Annotated in this window: 16 protein-coding genes and 1 pseudogene; 3 read left to right on the top strand and 14 right to left on the bottom strand. The window is 61.0% G+C overall.

Features of this window, described 5'->3' with window-relative positions; genetic code table 11:
- Positions 1–58: 58 nt before the first annotated feature.
- Positions 59–652, bottom strand: coding sequence for a mechanosensitive ion channel family protein (locus tag R6254_RS12730; RefSeq protein ID WP_318407283.1), 594 nt, complete (start codon positions 650–652; stop codon positions 59–61).
- 163 nt (positions 653–815) lie between these two features.
- Between R6254_RS12730 and R6254_RS12725 the strand changes: the two genes are divergently transcribed.
- On the top strand, positions 816–1,538 hold the full coding sequence (locus R6254_RS12725; protein WP_318407282.1) for an SOS response-associated peptidase: 723 nt from the start codon (positions 816–818) through the stop codon (positions 1,536–1,538).
- Between the two features lie 1,059 nt (positions 1,539–2,597).
- Here R6254_RS12725 and R6254_RS12720 read toward each other — a convergent pair.
- From R6254_RS12720 to R6254_RS12710, 3 genes are all read right to left on the bottom strand, one after another.
- Positions 2,598–3,665, bottom strand: a complete 1,068-nt coding sequence (locus tag R6254_RS12720; protein ID WP_318407280.1) for an LLM class flavin-dependent oxidoreductase — start codon at positions 3,663–3,665, stop codon at positions 2,598–2,600.
- Between the two features lie 236 nt (positions 3,666–3,901).
- On the bottom strand, positions 3,902–4,390 hold the full coding sequence (locus R6254_RS12715; protein WP_318407278.1) for an isochorismatase family protein: 489 nt from the start codon (positions 4,388–4,390) through the stop codon (positions 3,902–3,904).
- A 57-nt stretch (positions 4,391–4,447) separates the two neighbouring features.
- Positions 4,448–5,356 carry an MBL fold metallo-hydrolase gene (locus R6254_RS12710; protein WP_318407277.1) on the bottom strand — a complete coding sequence of 303 codons (909 nt, stop codon included), beginning with the start codon at positions 5,354–5,356 and terminating at the stop codon, positions 4,448–4,450.
- A 167-nt stretch (positions 5,357–5,523) separates the two neighbouring features.
- Here R6254_RS12710 and R6254_RS12705 point away from each other — a divergent pair, with 167 nt between their 5' ends.
- A complete protein-coding gene (locus R6254_RS12705) occupies positions 5,524–6,519 on the top strand; it encodes a GlxA family transcriptional regulator (protein ID WP_318407276.1) in 996 nt (331 codons plus the stop codon).
- Between the two features lie 287 nt (positions 6,520–6,806).
- Here the strand turns inward: R6254_RS12705 and R6254_RS12700 are convergent.
- From R6254_RS12700 to R6254_RS12685, 4 genes and pseudogenes are all read right to left on the bottom strand, one after another.
- A pseudogene (locus tag R6254_RS12700) lies at positions 6,807–7,031 on the bottom strand (glutamine--tRNA ligase); the annotation flags it as partial.
- A gap of 83 nt (positions 7,032–7,114) precedes the next feature.
- A complete protein-coding gene (locus R6254_RS12695; protein WP_318407274.1) occupies positions 7,115–7,441 on the bottom strand; it encodes a helix-turn-helix domain-containing protein in 327 nt (108 codons plus the stop codon).
- On the bottom strand, positions 7,434–7,856 hold the full coding sequence (locus R6254_RS12690; RefSeq protein ID WP_318407272.1) for a transcriptional regulator: 423 nt from the start codon (positions 7,854–7,856) through the stop codon (positions 7,434–7,436). Before R6254_RS12690 ends, R6254_RS12695 begins: the two co-directional genes overlap by 8 nt.
- 20 nt (positions 7,857–7,876) lie before the next feature.
- Positions 7,877–9,700 carry a glutamine--tRNA ligase/YqeY domain fusion protein gene (locus R6254_RS12685; RefSeq protein WP_318407270.1) on the bottom strand — a complete coding sequence of 608 codons (1,824 nt, stop codon included), beginning with the start codon at positions 9,698–9,700 and terminating at the stop codon, positions 7,877–7,879.
- Between the two features lie 148 nt (positions 9,701–9,848).
- Here R6254_RS12685 and R6254_RS12680 point away from each other — a divergent pair, with 148 nt between their 5' ends.
- The gene (locus tag R6254_RS12680; RefSeq protein ID WP_318407269.1) at positions 9,849–10,289 is read left to right on the top strand and encodes a hypothetical protein; all 441 of its coding nucleotides are present in this window, start codon (positions 9,849–9,851) and stop codon (positions 10,287–10,289) included.
- Between the two features lie 94 nt (positions 10,290–10,383).
- Here R6254_RS12680 and R6254_RS12675 read toward each other — a convergent pair whose 3' ends face one another.
- The 6 genes from R6254_RS12675 to R6254_RS12650 all read right to left on the bottom strand — a co-directional run bounded on the left by R6254_RS12675 (position 10,384) and on the right by R6254_RS12650 (position 14,944).
- A complete protein-coding gene (locus R6254_RS12675) occupies positions 10,384–10,788 on the bottom strand; it encodes a hypothetical protein (RefSeq protein ID WP_318407267.1) in 405 nt (134 codons plus the stop codon).
- Between the two features lie 122 nt (positions 10,789–10,910).
- Positions 10,911–11,492 carry a DUF3455 domain-containing protein gene (locus R6254_RS12670; RefSeq protein ID WP_318407265.1) on the bottom strand — a complete coding sequence of 194 codons (582 nt, stop codon included), beginning with the start codon at positions 11,490–11,492 and terminating at the stop codon, positions 10,911–10,913.
- Between the two features lie 232 nt (positions 11,493–11,724).
- Positions 11,725–12,270: a DUF3455 domain-containing protein gene (locus R6254_RS12665; protein WP_318407263.1), complete on the bottom strand. Its 546-nt coding sequence runs from the start codon at positions 12,268–12,270 to the stop codon at positions 11,725–11,727.
- Positions 12,271–12,416: 146 nt separating this feature from the next.
- A complete protein-coding gene (locus R6254_RS12660; protein WP_318407261.1) occupies positions 12,417–13,034 on the bottom strand; it encodes a DUF924 family protein in 618 nt (205 codons plus the stop codon).
- Between the two features lie 6 nt (positions 13,035–13,040).
- Entirely contained in the window at positions 13,041–13,883 is an 843-nt protein-coding gene (locus R6254_RS12655) for a LytR/AlgR family response regulator transcription factor (RefSeq protein WP_318407259.1), read from the bottom strand.
- Complete coding sequence (locus R6254_RS12650; protein ID WP_318407258.1) at positions 13,880–14,944, bottom strand: sensor histidine kinase; 1,065 nt, start codon at positions 14,942–14,944, stop codon at positions 13,880–13,882. Before R6254_RS12650 ends, R6254_RS12655 begins: the two co-directional genes overlap by 4 nt.
- Between the last annotated feature and the right edge of the window lie 10 nt (positions 14,945–14,954).

Raw genomic sequence — 14,954 nt, 5'->3', positions numbered from 1 at the left:
GTGGCCCACAGCGGCCGGGCATAAGTTCAGGCGCCCGCCAGGCCGTTTGGGTTTTTGATCAAAGGGCTTTGGGCACAACCGTGGTCAGCGGTTGCCCGCCTTTCCAGCGGCGCACCACACGCTGGAAAATCAGCGAATTGGGAATTTGCAGCAAGGTGCTGACGTGTTCGGCGTCGCTGTCTTCGAGTGTGGTGTAGAGCAGGTTGATGTCCACCACGCGGCCCCGGGCGCCGGGCTTTTCGGCGGTGTCCAGCACCTCAATGGTGTCGCCCAGTCGAAACGGCCGCACCGTGAAGATCAGAAACGCGCAAAAGAGGTTGGATAACACGCTCCAGGCGGCAAAAAAGGCCACGGCGCCGACGGTGGCAAAGCCGGTGAAAGCGGTCCACAACACGGTGGCCGACACACCCATGCGCTCCAGCACCAGCAGCATGGCCGCGGTCATGATGGTCCAGCGCAGAAAACCCTTGAGCGGCATCGTCAGCTCCATCGGCAACTGGTAATGGTCACTCAGACGGTTCACCAGGCGGCGCAGCAGGTATTGCAACACCCAGGCGACCAGCAGGATCAGCAGGATCTGCAGGCCCGGCACAATGATTTCGAGCCAGTCGCGAGTCCATTCGGGCAGGTAGGTGGTCAGGGGTCGGCGCATGTCGGTGTGGTCGGGTGGGGTCGGCGTTGGGAAGAAGAGGGCGGGCGCGAAGCCCCAAATTTTAGGGGGCCAGGATGTTTGATACGTGTGGCGGGTGGCCGGGGCACACGGTGAAGGGACAGCCCTGCGGCGGTTGGTGGCGCCACTGCGATAGCATAGCCGCATGAGTACCCAATACGAGAGCCTTCACCCCGCCACCCTTTACCCCGAGGTCTTCCATGTGGCCGCCCCGGATTCCCCCCTGGGGCGCAATGTGTGGCCGCGCCAGCCGGGCGTTTTTATCCGTGCCGTCAAAGCCGAGGGAACTGCGGAGCCCGAAGAAACCCAAGTGGTCCCAGAGGCCGCAGACGCTGAAAAACCCCCGCGTGCGCCGCTGTCACGCGAGCTGGTGGCCGGCCAGTTTGGCCTGGTGCCGCGCTGGGTCAAGTCGGCGTCTGACGCCAAGCTGCGTTCGACCAAGCTGGTCAATGCCCGCTCGGAAACCGTGAGCACATCCAACAACTTCCGCGAGGCCTGGCTGGCCGGGCAGCGCTGCATTGTGCCGATGACGGCGTTTTTTGAAGACGACTTGCGCAGCGGCAAGGCCGTGTCCACCCGCATTGCCCGGGTCGATGGCCAGCCCATGGGTGTGGCGGGCGTGTGGGAAAGCTGGACCGGCGCAGACGGGCAGGTCATCACCAGCTATGCCTTGCTCACGGTGAACGCCAACAACCACGCCCTGATCAGCCGCTACCAGCAGCCCGGCAACGAAAAACGCATGCTGGCCATCTTGAACGAGGGCGCTTACGACGCCTGGCTCACTGCCCGACCGGAGAAGGCCAAGGAGTTCATGCGGGCTTATGCGGCGAATTGGCTGTTGGCTAATCCGGTTGAAAAGAAAAGTTGATCAGGGCTTGCGGCGGCCATTTGGGGTCACTTGAACCTTGACGCATAGCTTTCTAGTGTCGCGGCAAAAATAGCGCCCTGCAGACCGCCGCGCCGGTTGCTCAAATGATGAGCACTCCAGTGCAAGCCAACAGCGGCGCGGCCTGGCGGACTTGTCCCTCAAGTTTTCCACAGGGTGACCCACAGCGGCCGGGCATAAGTCCCGCTCGGTCGGCTGACCTCTTGGTTTTGCATAAAAAGAGCCTCTAGCCCCCGTGGAGTATGCGCAAATAGCTATTGTTCTGATAGCGAATTTGCACTCTAGCTCGATGGCGCGGACGGCTTGCTCGGGGCGTGGGTTTAGAGGCGGGATCAGCCAGGACTTAAGGCTTGCAAAGGACTGCTTTGGGCCCGTTGCTGCCGGTAGGGCTCAGGAGAAGCGGACCTTCCTGAACTTCGGTTGACGGCCACAACCGAACCTTCCTGCCTGACCTCCAGTATCGCCAAAAGCGGACTTTTGGGCCGTCGGTGTCTCGTCACTTTTAAAACTAATGCCGAGCCCGAGACATGGCAATGACCGGTGGGAAGTGGTGATGCCGTCGAAGGCAATGAAAGCAGCCTTGAAACGTTGGGACGATGAAGTCATTTTTTCCATCTCCAGATATATTGAATATATCTATTTGCGCCAATTTGCTTTCGACTTTCTAGGCTACTTTTTGGAAGATTGCCCTGCGCTGGGGCCGTTGCGCAGGGCTTGCTCGAACTCGATAACGCGCAGTGATTGGTTCTACCCCACGTTGCATCGAGCGCTCAGACCTTGCAAGGCCAGGTCGCTCAAGGCTTTGGCGGGGGTAGCCCGCTTCTCGCGAGCTGGGTAGTGCCACTGCGAAAGCGCCGCCAGACGTTGCCAGAGCGTATCGGTCAATAGTGTGGTCGCATGGGCCACCAGGGACGCGGCGCAGCGCGAAAACATTGCATGCCGGGATGGCTCATTCTCGGCGCTGTCGACGCGATTGGGTAGAGGAAAGTCCGACAGACTCCTGGTTAGACGGGATCTACCGGGGACTTGTTCAGAGTTTCCCTATTTGGCGAGCATGCCGTAGTGGTCCGCGATCAGTTCCACTGTGCGCGCCTGGGCACGGCGCGAATGGCCCTGAACAACCAGCATCATCTCGTCGACACCTGTCTGTCTGTGAAGCTGTTCCAGGCCCTGTGCCACCTCGGCGGCGGTTCCATGAAGTGTCCGATCGGTGTACTCATCAATGATCTGTTGCTCTTGCGCGTTGCTCTGGCAAGCTTCCACCTCCTCGGGAGGAAGTAGCGCGAAGGGCTTGCGCTGGAACATTCTCAGCATTGCCATGGCGGAGGAAGTCGACTGGCGCCGCGCTTCTGCAGAATCCTCGTCAGCAATCGCCCCAATGCTGACCAAGCTGTACGGCTTCGCCAGAAACCGGGACGGACGGAAGTTTTCGCGGTAGATCCGCATGGCATTCAGGATATCGGCACTGCCAAACTGCAGAGCGAACGCATATGGCCGACCAAGCCGGGCGGCGAGCTGCGCCGAGTAAGTCGAGGACCCCAGAATCCAGATATCCGCGCTGGTCTGCGACCGCGGAACCCGGTTTTGCTCAGCCTGCCACGGCCCCGGCACGGCGGGAACATCTCGATAGGGATGGTTTTGCGGGAAGTCATTTTCGAGGAAGCCCAGCAGTTCCGCGACTTGCTCGGGAAATTCATCGTTCGCCGTGTGGTGACGGCGCAGGGCCGCGGCGGTTGCTCCGTCGGTGCCCGGAGCCCGCCCCAGGCCGATATCGATCCGCCCCGGGGCGAGCGCGTCGAGCATGCCGACTTGCTCGGCGATGACCAAGGGCACGTGGTTCGGCAACATGATCCCGCCCGCGCCGAGCCTGATGCGCTTGGTCTCGCCGGTGAGTCGAGCCACCATGAGCTGCGGAGAAGGGATCGCGGCGCCGGGCATGGCGTGGTGTTCGGACATCCAGAATCGCTGGAAACCCCGCCGGTCAGCCAGCTGCGCGAGTGCGACCACTTCTTTGTAGGTTTCCTCTACCGAGTGGCCAACCCCGGTCAAAGCGTTATCGAGCACCGAAAGGACAAAGGGGGCGCTGCCGAAAGAAACTGGAATATTCATGACTAGATTACCTATTTCATAATAATGTTTTTGACGTGAAACCCACCAGGAGATTACCGCGTCAAAATACCAATGCTAATTTTTTAGCATTAGCAAAGGCGTTGAACAGATGAAGTAATCAAGTCTGTCAGAACGTCAGCGCTTCGCCGTCTGCTGGAATGCGTCCGAGCACCATCAACAATGCGGAGGCCGTTGCGCAGGGCTTGCTCGAACTCGATAACGCGCAGTGATTGGTTCTACCCCACGTTGCATCGAGCGCTCAGACCTTGCAGGGCCAAGTCACTCAAAGCTTGGGCGGGGGCGGCACAGCCTTTGGCGATGATGTGGATGTTCATGCCCTGCGCTTGCGGGGACAGGGCGGTGTGGGTGACGCAATGCTGCGTCATCATGCCAGTGAGATAAATGTCGGTGATGCCTGCATCGCGCACGATTTGCTCTAAATTTGTTTCGAAGAAGCTGTCGGCTTCATTTTTCACAACGATGGGCGCATCACCCAATGCGGCGACAATGGCGCTGTGGATTTTCACGCCTTCGGTATCGGGCTTGAAAGCGGGTGCATCCGGAGAATTGACGTGCTGCACCCCCACAACCAGCCATCCATCGCGCTTCGCTTGTTCAATGGCCTCCACGGCACCTTTGCAAGCTTCGTCGGCATTTTCCAGTGTGAATGCGCCGCCAGGAAAGTAATCATTCTGAATATCGATAACGATAAGTGCTTTTTTCATTGGGTTTCCTTTTGTAGGGTTAGAGAAACTGCCTAAACTTTAGGCAGCTTTATGTCATCAGAACTTCATGGACTCACCATCCTCAGGAATCATCACCCGATCCTGAATTTTTTTCTCCTGCACAAATTCACGCAGTTCCTTGCGGCTGAGCGACATGTGGTTCACGACATCCATGTGTACAGCCACGATTGCCGCCTTCGGTGCTGCCTTGGTGGCCTGCAGTGTGTCCTGCTTGCCCATGATGATGGGATGCTCCTCAAAACCACTCATGAGAGCGCTCCCCGTGTTCAGGATTACCACGTCTGGCTTGTGCTGCTTCAATGCTTGATCCACTTCCGGGCGCCATACGGTGTCGCCGGCTACATAGACAGTTTTGGCTTTGGGCGCAGAAAAAACGACGCCCATGACTGGGCCCATCGCTTCAGCACGTTCAGAGTCAGCAAACCACAAATCACTGCCGTGCTGGCCGCCGGTCCTGCTCAGCTTCACGCCGTTGAAAGTAGTCGTGCCCTTGAGGACACGCACATCCTTGAAGCCTTGACCACGAATTGTTTTGGCATCACCTTCGTTTTGCACAAACACGGGCATGTTCTTGGGAATCTGCTTTTGCGCAGCTTCGTCCCAGTGATCCGTGTGGGTGTGGGTCACCACGACGGCTTCGACGCTTTTCAACACCTCATCAACCGAGAAAGGCAGTTCTACCAAGGGGTTGCGCAACTCGCTGCGGTAGGTGCCTGGAAAGCCTGGGAACGCATCCTTGGGCGAGAGCATGGGATCGACCAGAAACGTTGTGCCAGAGAAGTCGATCTTGACGGTCGCGTTTCGAATTTGCTGGACCGTGACGCCGCTCGCCACAGCAGTGGGCGCTGTCGAGTCGCTTGTGCCGGCGTAGGCCGTGCCGCAGGCGACGAGCATGGCAATGCCACTCAGGGCGAAGGCGCTGCGCAAAGGGTTCAAGACTTTCATGGGATTTTTCCTTTTCAATAATTTACTGATAGCGCGCAATGGAGATTGCGTTGGTGCGTTGGGGTCAATTTTGCGGATAGGCTGGCTTTTGCACCATTGGCCCAAATGACATTTATAGATATAATTGGGCCATTCTTTCTTTATTGAAGCTTGCTTCTGGAGACTCCATGCAGCCCGTCCGTGTCGCAGTCCTTGCTTTCGAAGGCGTCAGCCTTTTTCATCTTTCGGTGCCAGGCATCGTGTTCGGCGTGACGCCGGCACCTAGTGGACTTCCTCCATACGAAGTGCGTTACTGTGCGCCGACGCCCGGCCGTGTTCGCTGCGACCAAGGCATGGAGATTGAAGTACCGGGCGGCCTCGACGCCATGGACGATGCCGACCTGGTCATCGTTCCCGCGTGGAACCATCCCGAAAACCTTGCCCCCCCTCTCCTGACAGACGCCCTTCGCAAGGCCCACGCTCGCGGTGCCCAGGTGGTCGGCCTGTGCCTGGGCGCCTTCGTGCTGGGGGATGCAGGCTTGTTGGACGGTCGCCGCGCGACGACCCATTGGGCCAATCGTGAACTCTTCGCCGAGCGCTTTCCGCTGGCTAACTTTCTGCCTGACGTGCTGTATGTGGACGACGCCAACGTCATTACGTCTGCCGGGACGGTCGCGGCGATTGACTGCTGCCTGAACCTTGTGCGTCAGCGTCATGGCGCCGACGTTGCGAACCGTGTGGCGAGGCTGCTGGTGACACCGCCGCACCGCCAGGGCGGACAGGCGCAATACATCGAGCAGCCGGTGCCTGCACTGCCCAGCGAGAACCGCTTACCGGGCGTGCTGGAGTGGGCACGCGAGCATTTGTCGGAGCCGCTGTCGCTGGATGTACTGGCCGACATAGCGCGCATGAGCCGGCGAACCTTCACCCGCCGTTTTCGTGAGGCCACGGGCACCACCTTCGTCAAATGGCTGGCTGCCGAGCGTATTGCGAGGGCGCAGCAGTTGCTGGAAACCACAGATTTGTCGATTGAGCGCGTTGCGACCGAGGTGGGCTTTGGCACCGCGCTGTCCCTGCGTCAGCACTTTGCAAGCCAGTTGCACACATCGCCATCTGCATACAGGCGACTCTTCTGTGAAGGCCAACAAGGCGCTTTGGACGCCTCAATCACAAGAAAGAATTGACAGCCCATCCATGCCTGGAACAGGCCGTAATCAATGTCGTCTATGGATGCGTATGGCAGCTTTGGAGCAAGGCGTATGTCTCTTGTGGGTCGAGAGCGGCGCCGAGCGGCCGCTATCTGGGAGCCACATCGACCGGCCGGAATTGGCCGATTCGCGTCACTCAAATTCAAGGTCGGTACTGATCGCTAAAAGCTTGCTTACCGACGCCGGCTTTCTTCTTGTCGCATGAGAGAAAACAGCCAGCAAACCATTTCGGTTTGCTGACTGTTTTGTTGATGCCGTGAGCCTTACTTACTCCAACTATCCTTCAACCCCACCGCCAAGTTAAACACCGGCTTGCCCGCCGCATGATCCACCCGGTCCGCCACAAAGTAGCCGTGGCGTTCAAACTGGAAGTTGTCATCCGGCTTGGCATTGGCCAGTGACTGCTCAACATTCGCCGTCACCAGCTTCAGGCTGTTCGGGTTCAGGCTTTCGATGAAGTCTTTGCCGCCGGCCGCGGGTTGGATGTCGATGAGGACCTGATCCTACATGCACATCTGGGCCTGCAATGCATCACTCATGTGCCGCTCTCTAACTGGGTTCGCTACAAAGCTCATGCAGCAGGCGTTCCAGCCAAATCCTTGAACACCTGCAGCAGCACTTTGGGCTTCAACTCGGCAATCGTGATCAGCGTGCGCGCCGCGCCGGACGGTTGCCGGCGGCCTTGCTCCCAGTCTTGCAGGGTGCGTACCGAGACGCCCAGCAGTTCGGCAAACTGGGCCTGCGACAGGCCAGATTTCATACGTGCATGCGTCACTGGGGGAACTTCGACCCGTGCCACCACCTTGCCTTTGCCGGCTTTCATTTCGAGCACGGACTGCAACAGTTCAGCGCCGAGGTCGCGCTTGGCGTCACGCTTGCTCAGTTGTTTGTCAGTCATGGGCATTTTCAATCTCCTGTTTCAGTTCCCGCAGAATGGCTGCGGGAATGTTGTCATGCACGCTCTTGGCATAGATCAAGAGCAACCAGATTTCCCCGTTCGCGAGGCGGTTGAAATACACCACACGTACTCCGCCGCGCTTGCCGCTTCCTCTGCGTGACCACCGTACCTTGCGCACGCCGCCAGAACCGGGGACCACGTCCCCTGCATCGGGCGCCAGGGCCAGCCAGGTGGCGAATTCACCTCGCTCTTCTTCGGTCCAGTAATCCGGCCACAAGCGCTGGAATGTCGGTGTCTCGACAATGGTCAACATACCTGCCCCCCTCTTGTTTTTCTTGAATTGTACGGCATTGCCGTATTTTTCGGCTTGACTCAATTGTGGGGAATGTTGCCAGGCGAAAAAAAAGCGGCTCATCGAGCCGCTGTGTCTAAGGCTTACTTGCCCCAACTGTCCTTCAACCCCACCGCCAAGTTAAACACCGGCTTGCTGCCCGCCGCGTGATCCACCCGGTCCGCCACAAAGTAGCCATGGCGCTCAAACTGGAACTTGTCATCGGGCATCGCATTGGCCAGTGATGGTTCCACAATCGCGGTCACCACCTTCAGGCTGTTCGGGTTCAAGCTCTCGATGAAGTCTTTGCCGCCGGCGTCGGGCTGGGCGTCGAGGAAGAGGCGGTCGTACATGCGCACCTCGGCTTGCACGCCGTCGGCCACGCCGACCCAGGTGATGGCGGCCTTGACCTTGACGCTGTCGGCGCCGGGGGTGCCGCTCTTGGTGTCGGGCACCACGGTGGCCAGCACTTCGGTGATGTGTCCGTCAGCGTCCTTGGTGCAGCCGGTGCACTCGATGACGTAGCCGCCTTTGAGGCGCACCTTGTTGCCGGGGAACAAACGCTTGTAGCCCTTGGGCGGCACTTCTTCAAAGTCTTCGCGCTCGATCCACACTTCTTTGCCAATGGTGAAGTGGCGGGGGGCGGGCTCTGGCGTGCCTTCAGGCGCTGCATCAGAGGACGCGCCTTGCGGCGCGTGGGGCAGGGCGGGCAGGGTGCAGGGCTCCAGGTGACCGGCGCCCATAACCTCGTCCCAGTTGGTCAGCACCAATTTGACGGGGTTGAGCACGGCCATGCCGCGGTGGGCCTTGGCTTCCAGGTCTTCGCGCAGGCAGCCTTCGAGCGTGCTGTAGTCAATCCAGCTGTCGCTTTTGGTGACACCAATGCGTTCGGCAAACATCTGAATGGCAGCGGCTGTGTAGCCGCGCCGGCGCAGGCCGACGATGGTGGGCAGGCGCGGGTCGTCCCAGCCGTTGACCTTGTTGTCGTACACCAGTTGGGCCAGCTTGCGTTTGCTGGTGATGACGTAGGTGAGGTTGAGGCGGGCAAACTCGTACTGATGCGGGTGCGGCGTGGCAACCAGACCGCCTTCGCACAGGCGGTCCAGCAGCCAGTCGTAAAACGGGCGCTGGTCTTCAAACTCCAGCGTGCACAGGCTGTGGGTGATCTGCTCCAGCGCGTCTTCAATCGGGTGGGCGAAGGTGTACATCGGGTAGATGCACCAGGTGTCGCCGGTGTTGTGGTGGGTGGCGCGGCGTATGCGGTAAATGGCCGGGTCGCGCAGGTTGATGTTGGGGCTGGCCATGTCGATCTTTGCGCGCAGCACCATGGAGCCGTCTTCATGCAGGCCGTCTTTCATTTCGCGAAAGCGCGCCAGGTTCTCGGCGGGCGTGCGGCTGCGGAAAGGGCTGTTGATACCGGGCTTGCTGAAGTCGCCCCGGTTCAGGCGCATCTGCTCGGAGGTCTGCTCGTCCACATAGGCGTGGCCGGCGGTGATCAGGTACTCGGCGGCGCGGTACATGAAACCAAAGTAGTCGCTGGCCTGGTAGAGGTTGGTTTCACCGTTGTTTTCCCAGCCAAAACCCAGCCATTTCACCGCATCAATGATGCTGTTGACGTATTCGGCGTCTTCTTTTTCGGGGTTGGTGTCGTCGAAACGCAGGTGGCACACACCGCCATAGTCACGCGCCAGGCCGAAATTGATGCAGATGCTTTTGGCGTGGCCGATGTGCAGGTAGCCATTGGGCTCGGGCGGAAAGCGCAGGCGGACCTGGGCCGGGTCGGGCTGGCCGGCGGCGTGGTGGGCGGCGTCACCGGGGCTGCCGCCCCATTTGCGGTCGGTATAAGTGCCTTGGGCCAGGTCGTGCTCGATGATCTGGCGCAAAAAGTTGCTGGGCTTGTGGATTTCTTTGTCGGCAGGGGAGGTCATGGCCTTGATTCTAGGGGCTTGGCGCCTCCAGAGCCGGTGTGGACGTTACGTTTGGCTACTCACTTCACTGTGCATACGGTAAGCCGATCGGTCATTCGCGCGTTTAATACTGACATGGGCACTTAACGCCCCTTCCAAGGAGAATTCAATGTTGAAGTCAAAAATCCAGTCTCTGTCACCCCTGAGGGCTTTGCTGATGGCCGGTGCCACCGCGGCCCTGGCCGTGGCGGCCATGGGTTTTTCCGGGGGTGCCCATGCCCGTAGCGACGTGTCGTTTTCTGTAGGCGTCGTGGTGCCGGGCGTGCAAGTGGGTGTGAGCAATGCCTACCCGGTCTACAACGCACCGCCGGTTTACGGCTATCCGCAGCCGGTGTATGTGCAGCCGCAACCGGTTTATGTGCAGCCCCAACCTGTGTATATGCAGCCGCGCCCGGTGTATGTGCAGCAAGCGCCCGTGTATTACGGTCCCCCGCCCATGTATTACGGCGGTGGTTACTACCGCCATGGTCACCGTGATCACGACCATGGTCATGGCGGCCACGGAAACGGTCATCGCGGTGACCGGGGTGACCGGGGTGGTCATCGTTAAAACGACCTGATCATTTCCTCAAGCGGGCATTGCCCGCAAAAAAGCCCGCAAACGCAAGGTCTGCGGGCTTTTTATCGTGTGACAGGGGCTGGCCCTAACCCAGGGTGATACACACGATGTCGTACACCCGGGGCCGGCTGCAATTTCTCATGGCCTTGTTCAGGCCGGCCGGTTTGGCCCGCAGGGTGTAGCTGACAGGGGTCGGGCCACCGGCGTAGATCGATGGGCCGGTATGGGCTGGTCGAGCATCGGGTTCGGTGATCAGCACCCATTGGTGGCCGCCATCGCTGCCGGCGATACGTTCGTAGAACAGGGTGTCGTCGCCCTGGGCTAGCTGCGCCGGGTGCAAAGCCGGGGTGGCCGTGGCCGGGCGGTACAGGTTGGCGGCGGGCGCCGCGCTGGACAAAGCGGCCATCAAGGTGGCCGTGCCGGTGACCATCAACAGGGCCAGGCCCATGCCCAAACCCAGCGCGCGAAACTTGTTGTGTATGCTTTTCATGGCCACTCACTCCTTCCAGCGTTTGTTGTCTGTCCCGTAGACCGCGGCGCCCGCGTGGGCCATGTAGGAATCCGCCCACAAGGCCTGCGGGCGCGCACCCTGTGGTGCCCGCTTGCAGGCTCTTAAACCGGGCGCCAGAAAATGTAGTCAGCCTGGTAGGGCAGGGTCAATTTTTCACCGGTGTTGAGCGCGGCGCAAGGTTTGGTTTTTTCAACGCCGCCTTTGGTCTTGATGCGCTGGATGAAACTGATGTTTTGCAAGACACCGCTTCCCATGGACGGTTCGGCCCGGGCCAGTTGCAGCGGCAGGGTGTATTCACCGTTGGGCGAGACGGCGACCTGGGTGCCGACCACGCTGGAGCCGTCGATATGGGTCCACTTGGCAGGCGGTCCGGTGTAGGCGACCACGTCCTTGCCGGTGCGGTCCAGCAAATTGGCCTGCGGGCTCATCAGGACCCAGGCGTAGGGGCCGGTGGCGGTCGGTCGGCACTCGTAGTTGAGCAGGCCGGTCGCCGTGGTTTCCAGTACCACCTGATGACCCGCAGGGACCAGGACGGATTGCGGCAGGGTGTCCTGGCTGTAGGGCTTGGGCGGCGGCTTGACGCTGGAACACGCGGCCATGAGCAGCACGGTGCCGCCGGCCAGGCAGGTGGTGTACAGCAGGCGTTTGCCGACGGTGCGTGTTTGGGTATGGCTGCTTGTCATGGTGATCCCCCTGGTTGGTTTGTTGATGTGCCAGTAGAGCCGCAAGGCATGTAAACGCTTGTAGGACGCTGGGCACGGGGCCTGCGAGTGAAGCGCGCATTCGCGGCATCGCTGCCGGCGGCAAGAACGCCCACAGACCTCGCTCGGCCTATGGGCTGCCAACCAGCGTCGCCTGACTTCAGTGCTGGCTGCGCGCTACCTGGATCAGTTCCAGGGCGCATGAACGCCACGCCTACATAGTCTTGTAGAAGATGTAGTCGGCCTGGTAGTTGACGGTTTGTTTGGCGTTCATGTTGCCGGCGCTGCAAGCGGCGGCCGGTGCCACGCCGCCCCGGGTGTCCACGCGCTGGATGTAGGTCACGCCCTGCATGGCGCCAGTACCCATGGCCGGGTTGCCCTTGACCAGTTGCAGCGGGATGCTGCCCGCCATATGGGGCGCAACGGCGACTTGCACGGCGGTCAGTTTGGAGCCGTCCATGGCTTCCCAGGTGGCGGGGGGGCCGTAATATTTGCCGACCTGCTGGCCGCCCCGGCTCATCAGTTTGGCGTCGGGACCGACAAACACCCATTCGTACTGGCCGGCCACGTCTTTTTTGGCGCTGCACAGGTAGGTGATCTCGCCCACGCCCACGGTTTCCATGGCGACCTTGTGGCCGGCCGGCACCTGCACGGTGGCCGGCAAGGCGGCCTGCGAGTAGGTGGGCATGTTGGGTGACATGCTGCCGCAGGCGGCGATCAGCGAAACGGCGGCAGTGGCGATGGCGGTACGGATCATCATTTGGGTTCTCCTGGTTTTACGTTGAGCTGGCTTGGCGCCAGCCTGTTATTGACGCCTGTGCGGGCTGTTTTTGGGCAGCCCTACACAGACGTCCTGCCGGGAGTACGCAGCAGATGCGGCGCTGGATTCAGGCGTTTTTCAGGCGCTTACTGCCCGAAGCGCGGGCCGTTTTGCAGGAACTCGATTTCCTGGGCCGTGCTGCTGCGTCCCAGCGCGGTATTGCGGTAGGGAAAGCGGCCCAGTCGGGCGATGATGTCGCGGTGTTGCTCGGCAAAACGCAGGCTGCTGGTGATGGTGGCGCGTAGTTCCGCAGGCACGGCTGCGGCCAGACGGGCGAAGCGGCGCACACATTCCTCCTGCAAGGCCAGGTCTTCGGCGTGCATCAAGGGCATGTATAAAAACATGCGGCCGACCCAGGGCAAATGTTCGTCCAGGCCTTGTGCCAGGGCTTCATTTACCAGTTGCTGCGCCCGCGTATCGCCGGCAAATGCCTTGGCCTGACCGCGAAAGATGTTGCGGGGGAACTGGTCGAGCAAGATGACCAGCGCCAGGCGATGCAGCGGGGCAGCCTCCCAATCCACCAGCCCGCCGTCCAGCGCCAGCGCGACCTGTGTGCCAAACAGCTGGCGGATTTGTTCGTCCAGTTCGGGCCCGCCGGTGAACCAGTATTTGCCCATGTCCCGGCTGGGCCAGCCCAGCGCCAGGCCGTCGCCTAGCCAGAAGTCGAGGACGGATTCGGGGGGAGAGGAAAAGGAAGACGTCATAAGTGTTTACATCGCTCGAAATTGTTGGCTATAAAGCCGGCTGACAGCCAGCTTCTCAGTCCGGCCGCGCAGGCTCAGCGCGAGTTTGCCGGATTCGTCGCGAGTGACTGCCTCGATCGCCGCAGCCTGCACCACCGTGCCGCGGTGGATTTGCCAGAAGTTTTGCGCATCGAGCTGGGGCAACAAGTCCTTGAGCGGCGTGCGTATCAGGTACTCGTGGCTGGCCGTTAACACGCGGATATATTTGTCGGCCGCTTCAAAATAAAGCACCTCGTTTATGGGCACCATACGAATGCTGCTGCCGACGCTGACCTGGAGTACCTTGAGCGGGCCGCTGCCGGCGGCGGCCGGCCGGGTGGCGGCCAGCAGGTGACGCAACTGCTCCAGCGTAGGCTCCAGCGAGAGCGCGTGATCTGCTCCTGAATGGATAGCTGCTTGCGCCCGCCCCATCAGGGCTAACTTCACTTTTGACACTGTTTTTTGCAGGCGCTCGGGCTGCACGGGTTTAAGCAGGTAGTCCACCGCTTGGGCTTCAAAGGCTTGCACCGCGTACTGGTCGTAGGCGGTGACAAACACCAGCGCGGGAAAGGCCTGGCCTTCCGGCCATTCGTCGGCTAGTTCAGCCGCCGCTTCCAGCCCGCCCAGGCCCGGCATACGGATGTCGAAAAACAGCACCTCTGGCAGCAACTGCAGCGCCTGCGCCACGGCCGAGGCGCCGTCGCCCACGGTGGCCAGCACCTGCAGCTCGGGCCAGGCGCGCGCCAGTTCGGCCTGCAGGGCCTGGGCCAGCAGCGGTTCGTCTTCGGCGATCAGGGCGGTAGGGGCGGTGGCGGGGCGATTGGGGCTCATGATTGATAAGGGAATGTGATGCTAGCCCTTGTCCCACCTGCGTGAATAGCTAGCAAATCAATAGCGGCTTGGGGGCCGTAGGCGGTTTGCAGGCGCTCGCGCACCTGGACCAGGCCAAAACCCTGGCCGCTCTCGGCTTGGGGGGGCAGCCCCACGCCACTGTCCACAACCTCCAGCACCAGCAACTGGCCCTCGCGCCGTGCGTTGACGGTGATGTTGCCGCCTTCGACTTGCGGCTCCAACCCGTGTTTGATGCTGTTTTCCACCAGCGGCTGCAGCAGCAACGGCGGCACCGGCTGGCCGGCCAACTCGGGTGGCAAGTCCAGCGTGTAGCTCAGGCGCGGGCCCATACGCACGGCCATCAATTCCAGATAATCGCGCAGCCGGGCAAACTCGGCCTGCAAGCTGTGGCTGCTGGCGAGTGAGCCGCTGAGGGTGGCGCGCAGGTAATTATTCAGGCGGTCCAGCATGGCGATGGCGCGCTCGGGGTCGCTGCCGATCAACACGCGCAAGTTGGCCAGGGTGTTGAACAACATGTGGGGCTCGAGCTGCGTCTCCAGCAGTTTCAGGCGCGCCTCGGCGGCATCACGCTGCGCCAGGGCCATGCCGGCCTGCAGGAATTTGCTTTTGCCCCGGCTGAAAAAATAATACGAACCCGCGACCCCGGCGGACACAGTCACGGCGATGGAGGCCCACAGCCGCTTTGGCGCAGTGCTGTCAAAGCCCCAGGTCGAGCAGCCGCAGTAGAGGTCGCCTACCAGCGTGCCCACGCCAAAACCGCAGAGAATGCCGCCCGCTACAAGCAGCGGGCCACGCAGGCCTGATGGCCAAGGGATGTGCGGGTCGGTTCGCAGCAGGTGGCGGCCTATGTCGATCACCAGCCAGGTGGTCGTGCCGATGGCCAGCGAGTAGACCAGTTGCTGGTCCCAGGGCTGCTGGGTGGACACCGTCAGGCCCAGTGCCACCAGGCAGCAAAACACCAGCGTGATCAGGCCGTGGCGCAGCAGGGCGACCAGGCTGAAGCTGCCGGGGTCAGGGGAAGCAGGGAAGGAGTCGGGCATGTTGGCAGCA

The sequence above is a fragment of the Polaromonas potterensis genome (assembly GCF_033446725.1).
Taxonomy (GTDB): domain Bacteria; phylum Pseudomonadota; class Gammaproteobacteria; order Burkholderiales; family Burkholderiaceae_C; genus Polaromonas.
Note: the sequence above shows the minus strand (reverse complement) of the source record. Positions and strands in the feature narration are given on the sequence as shown.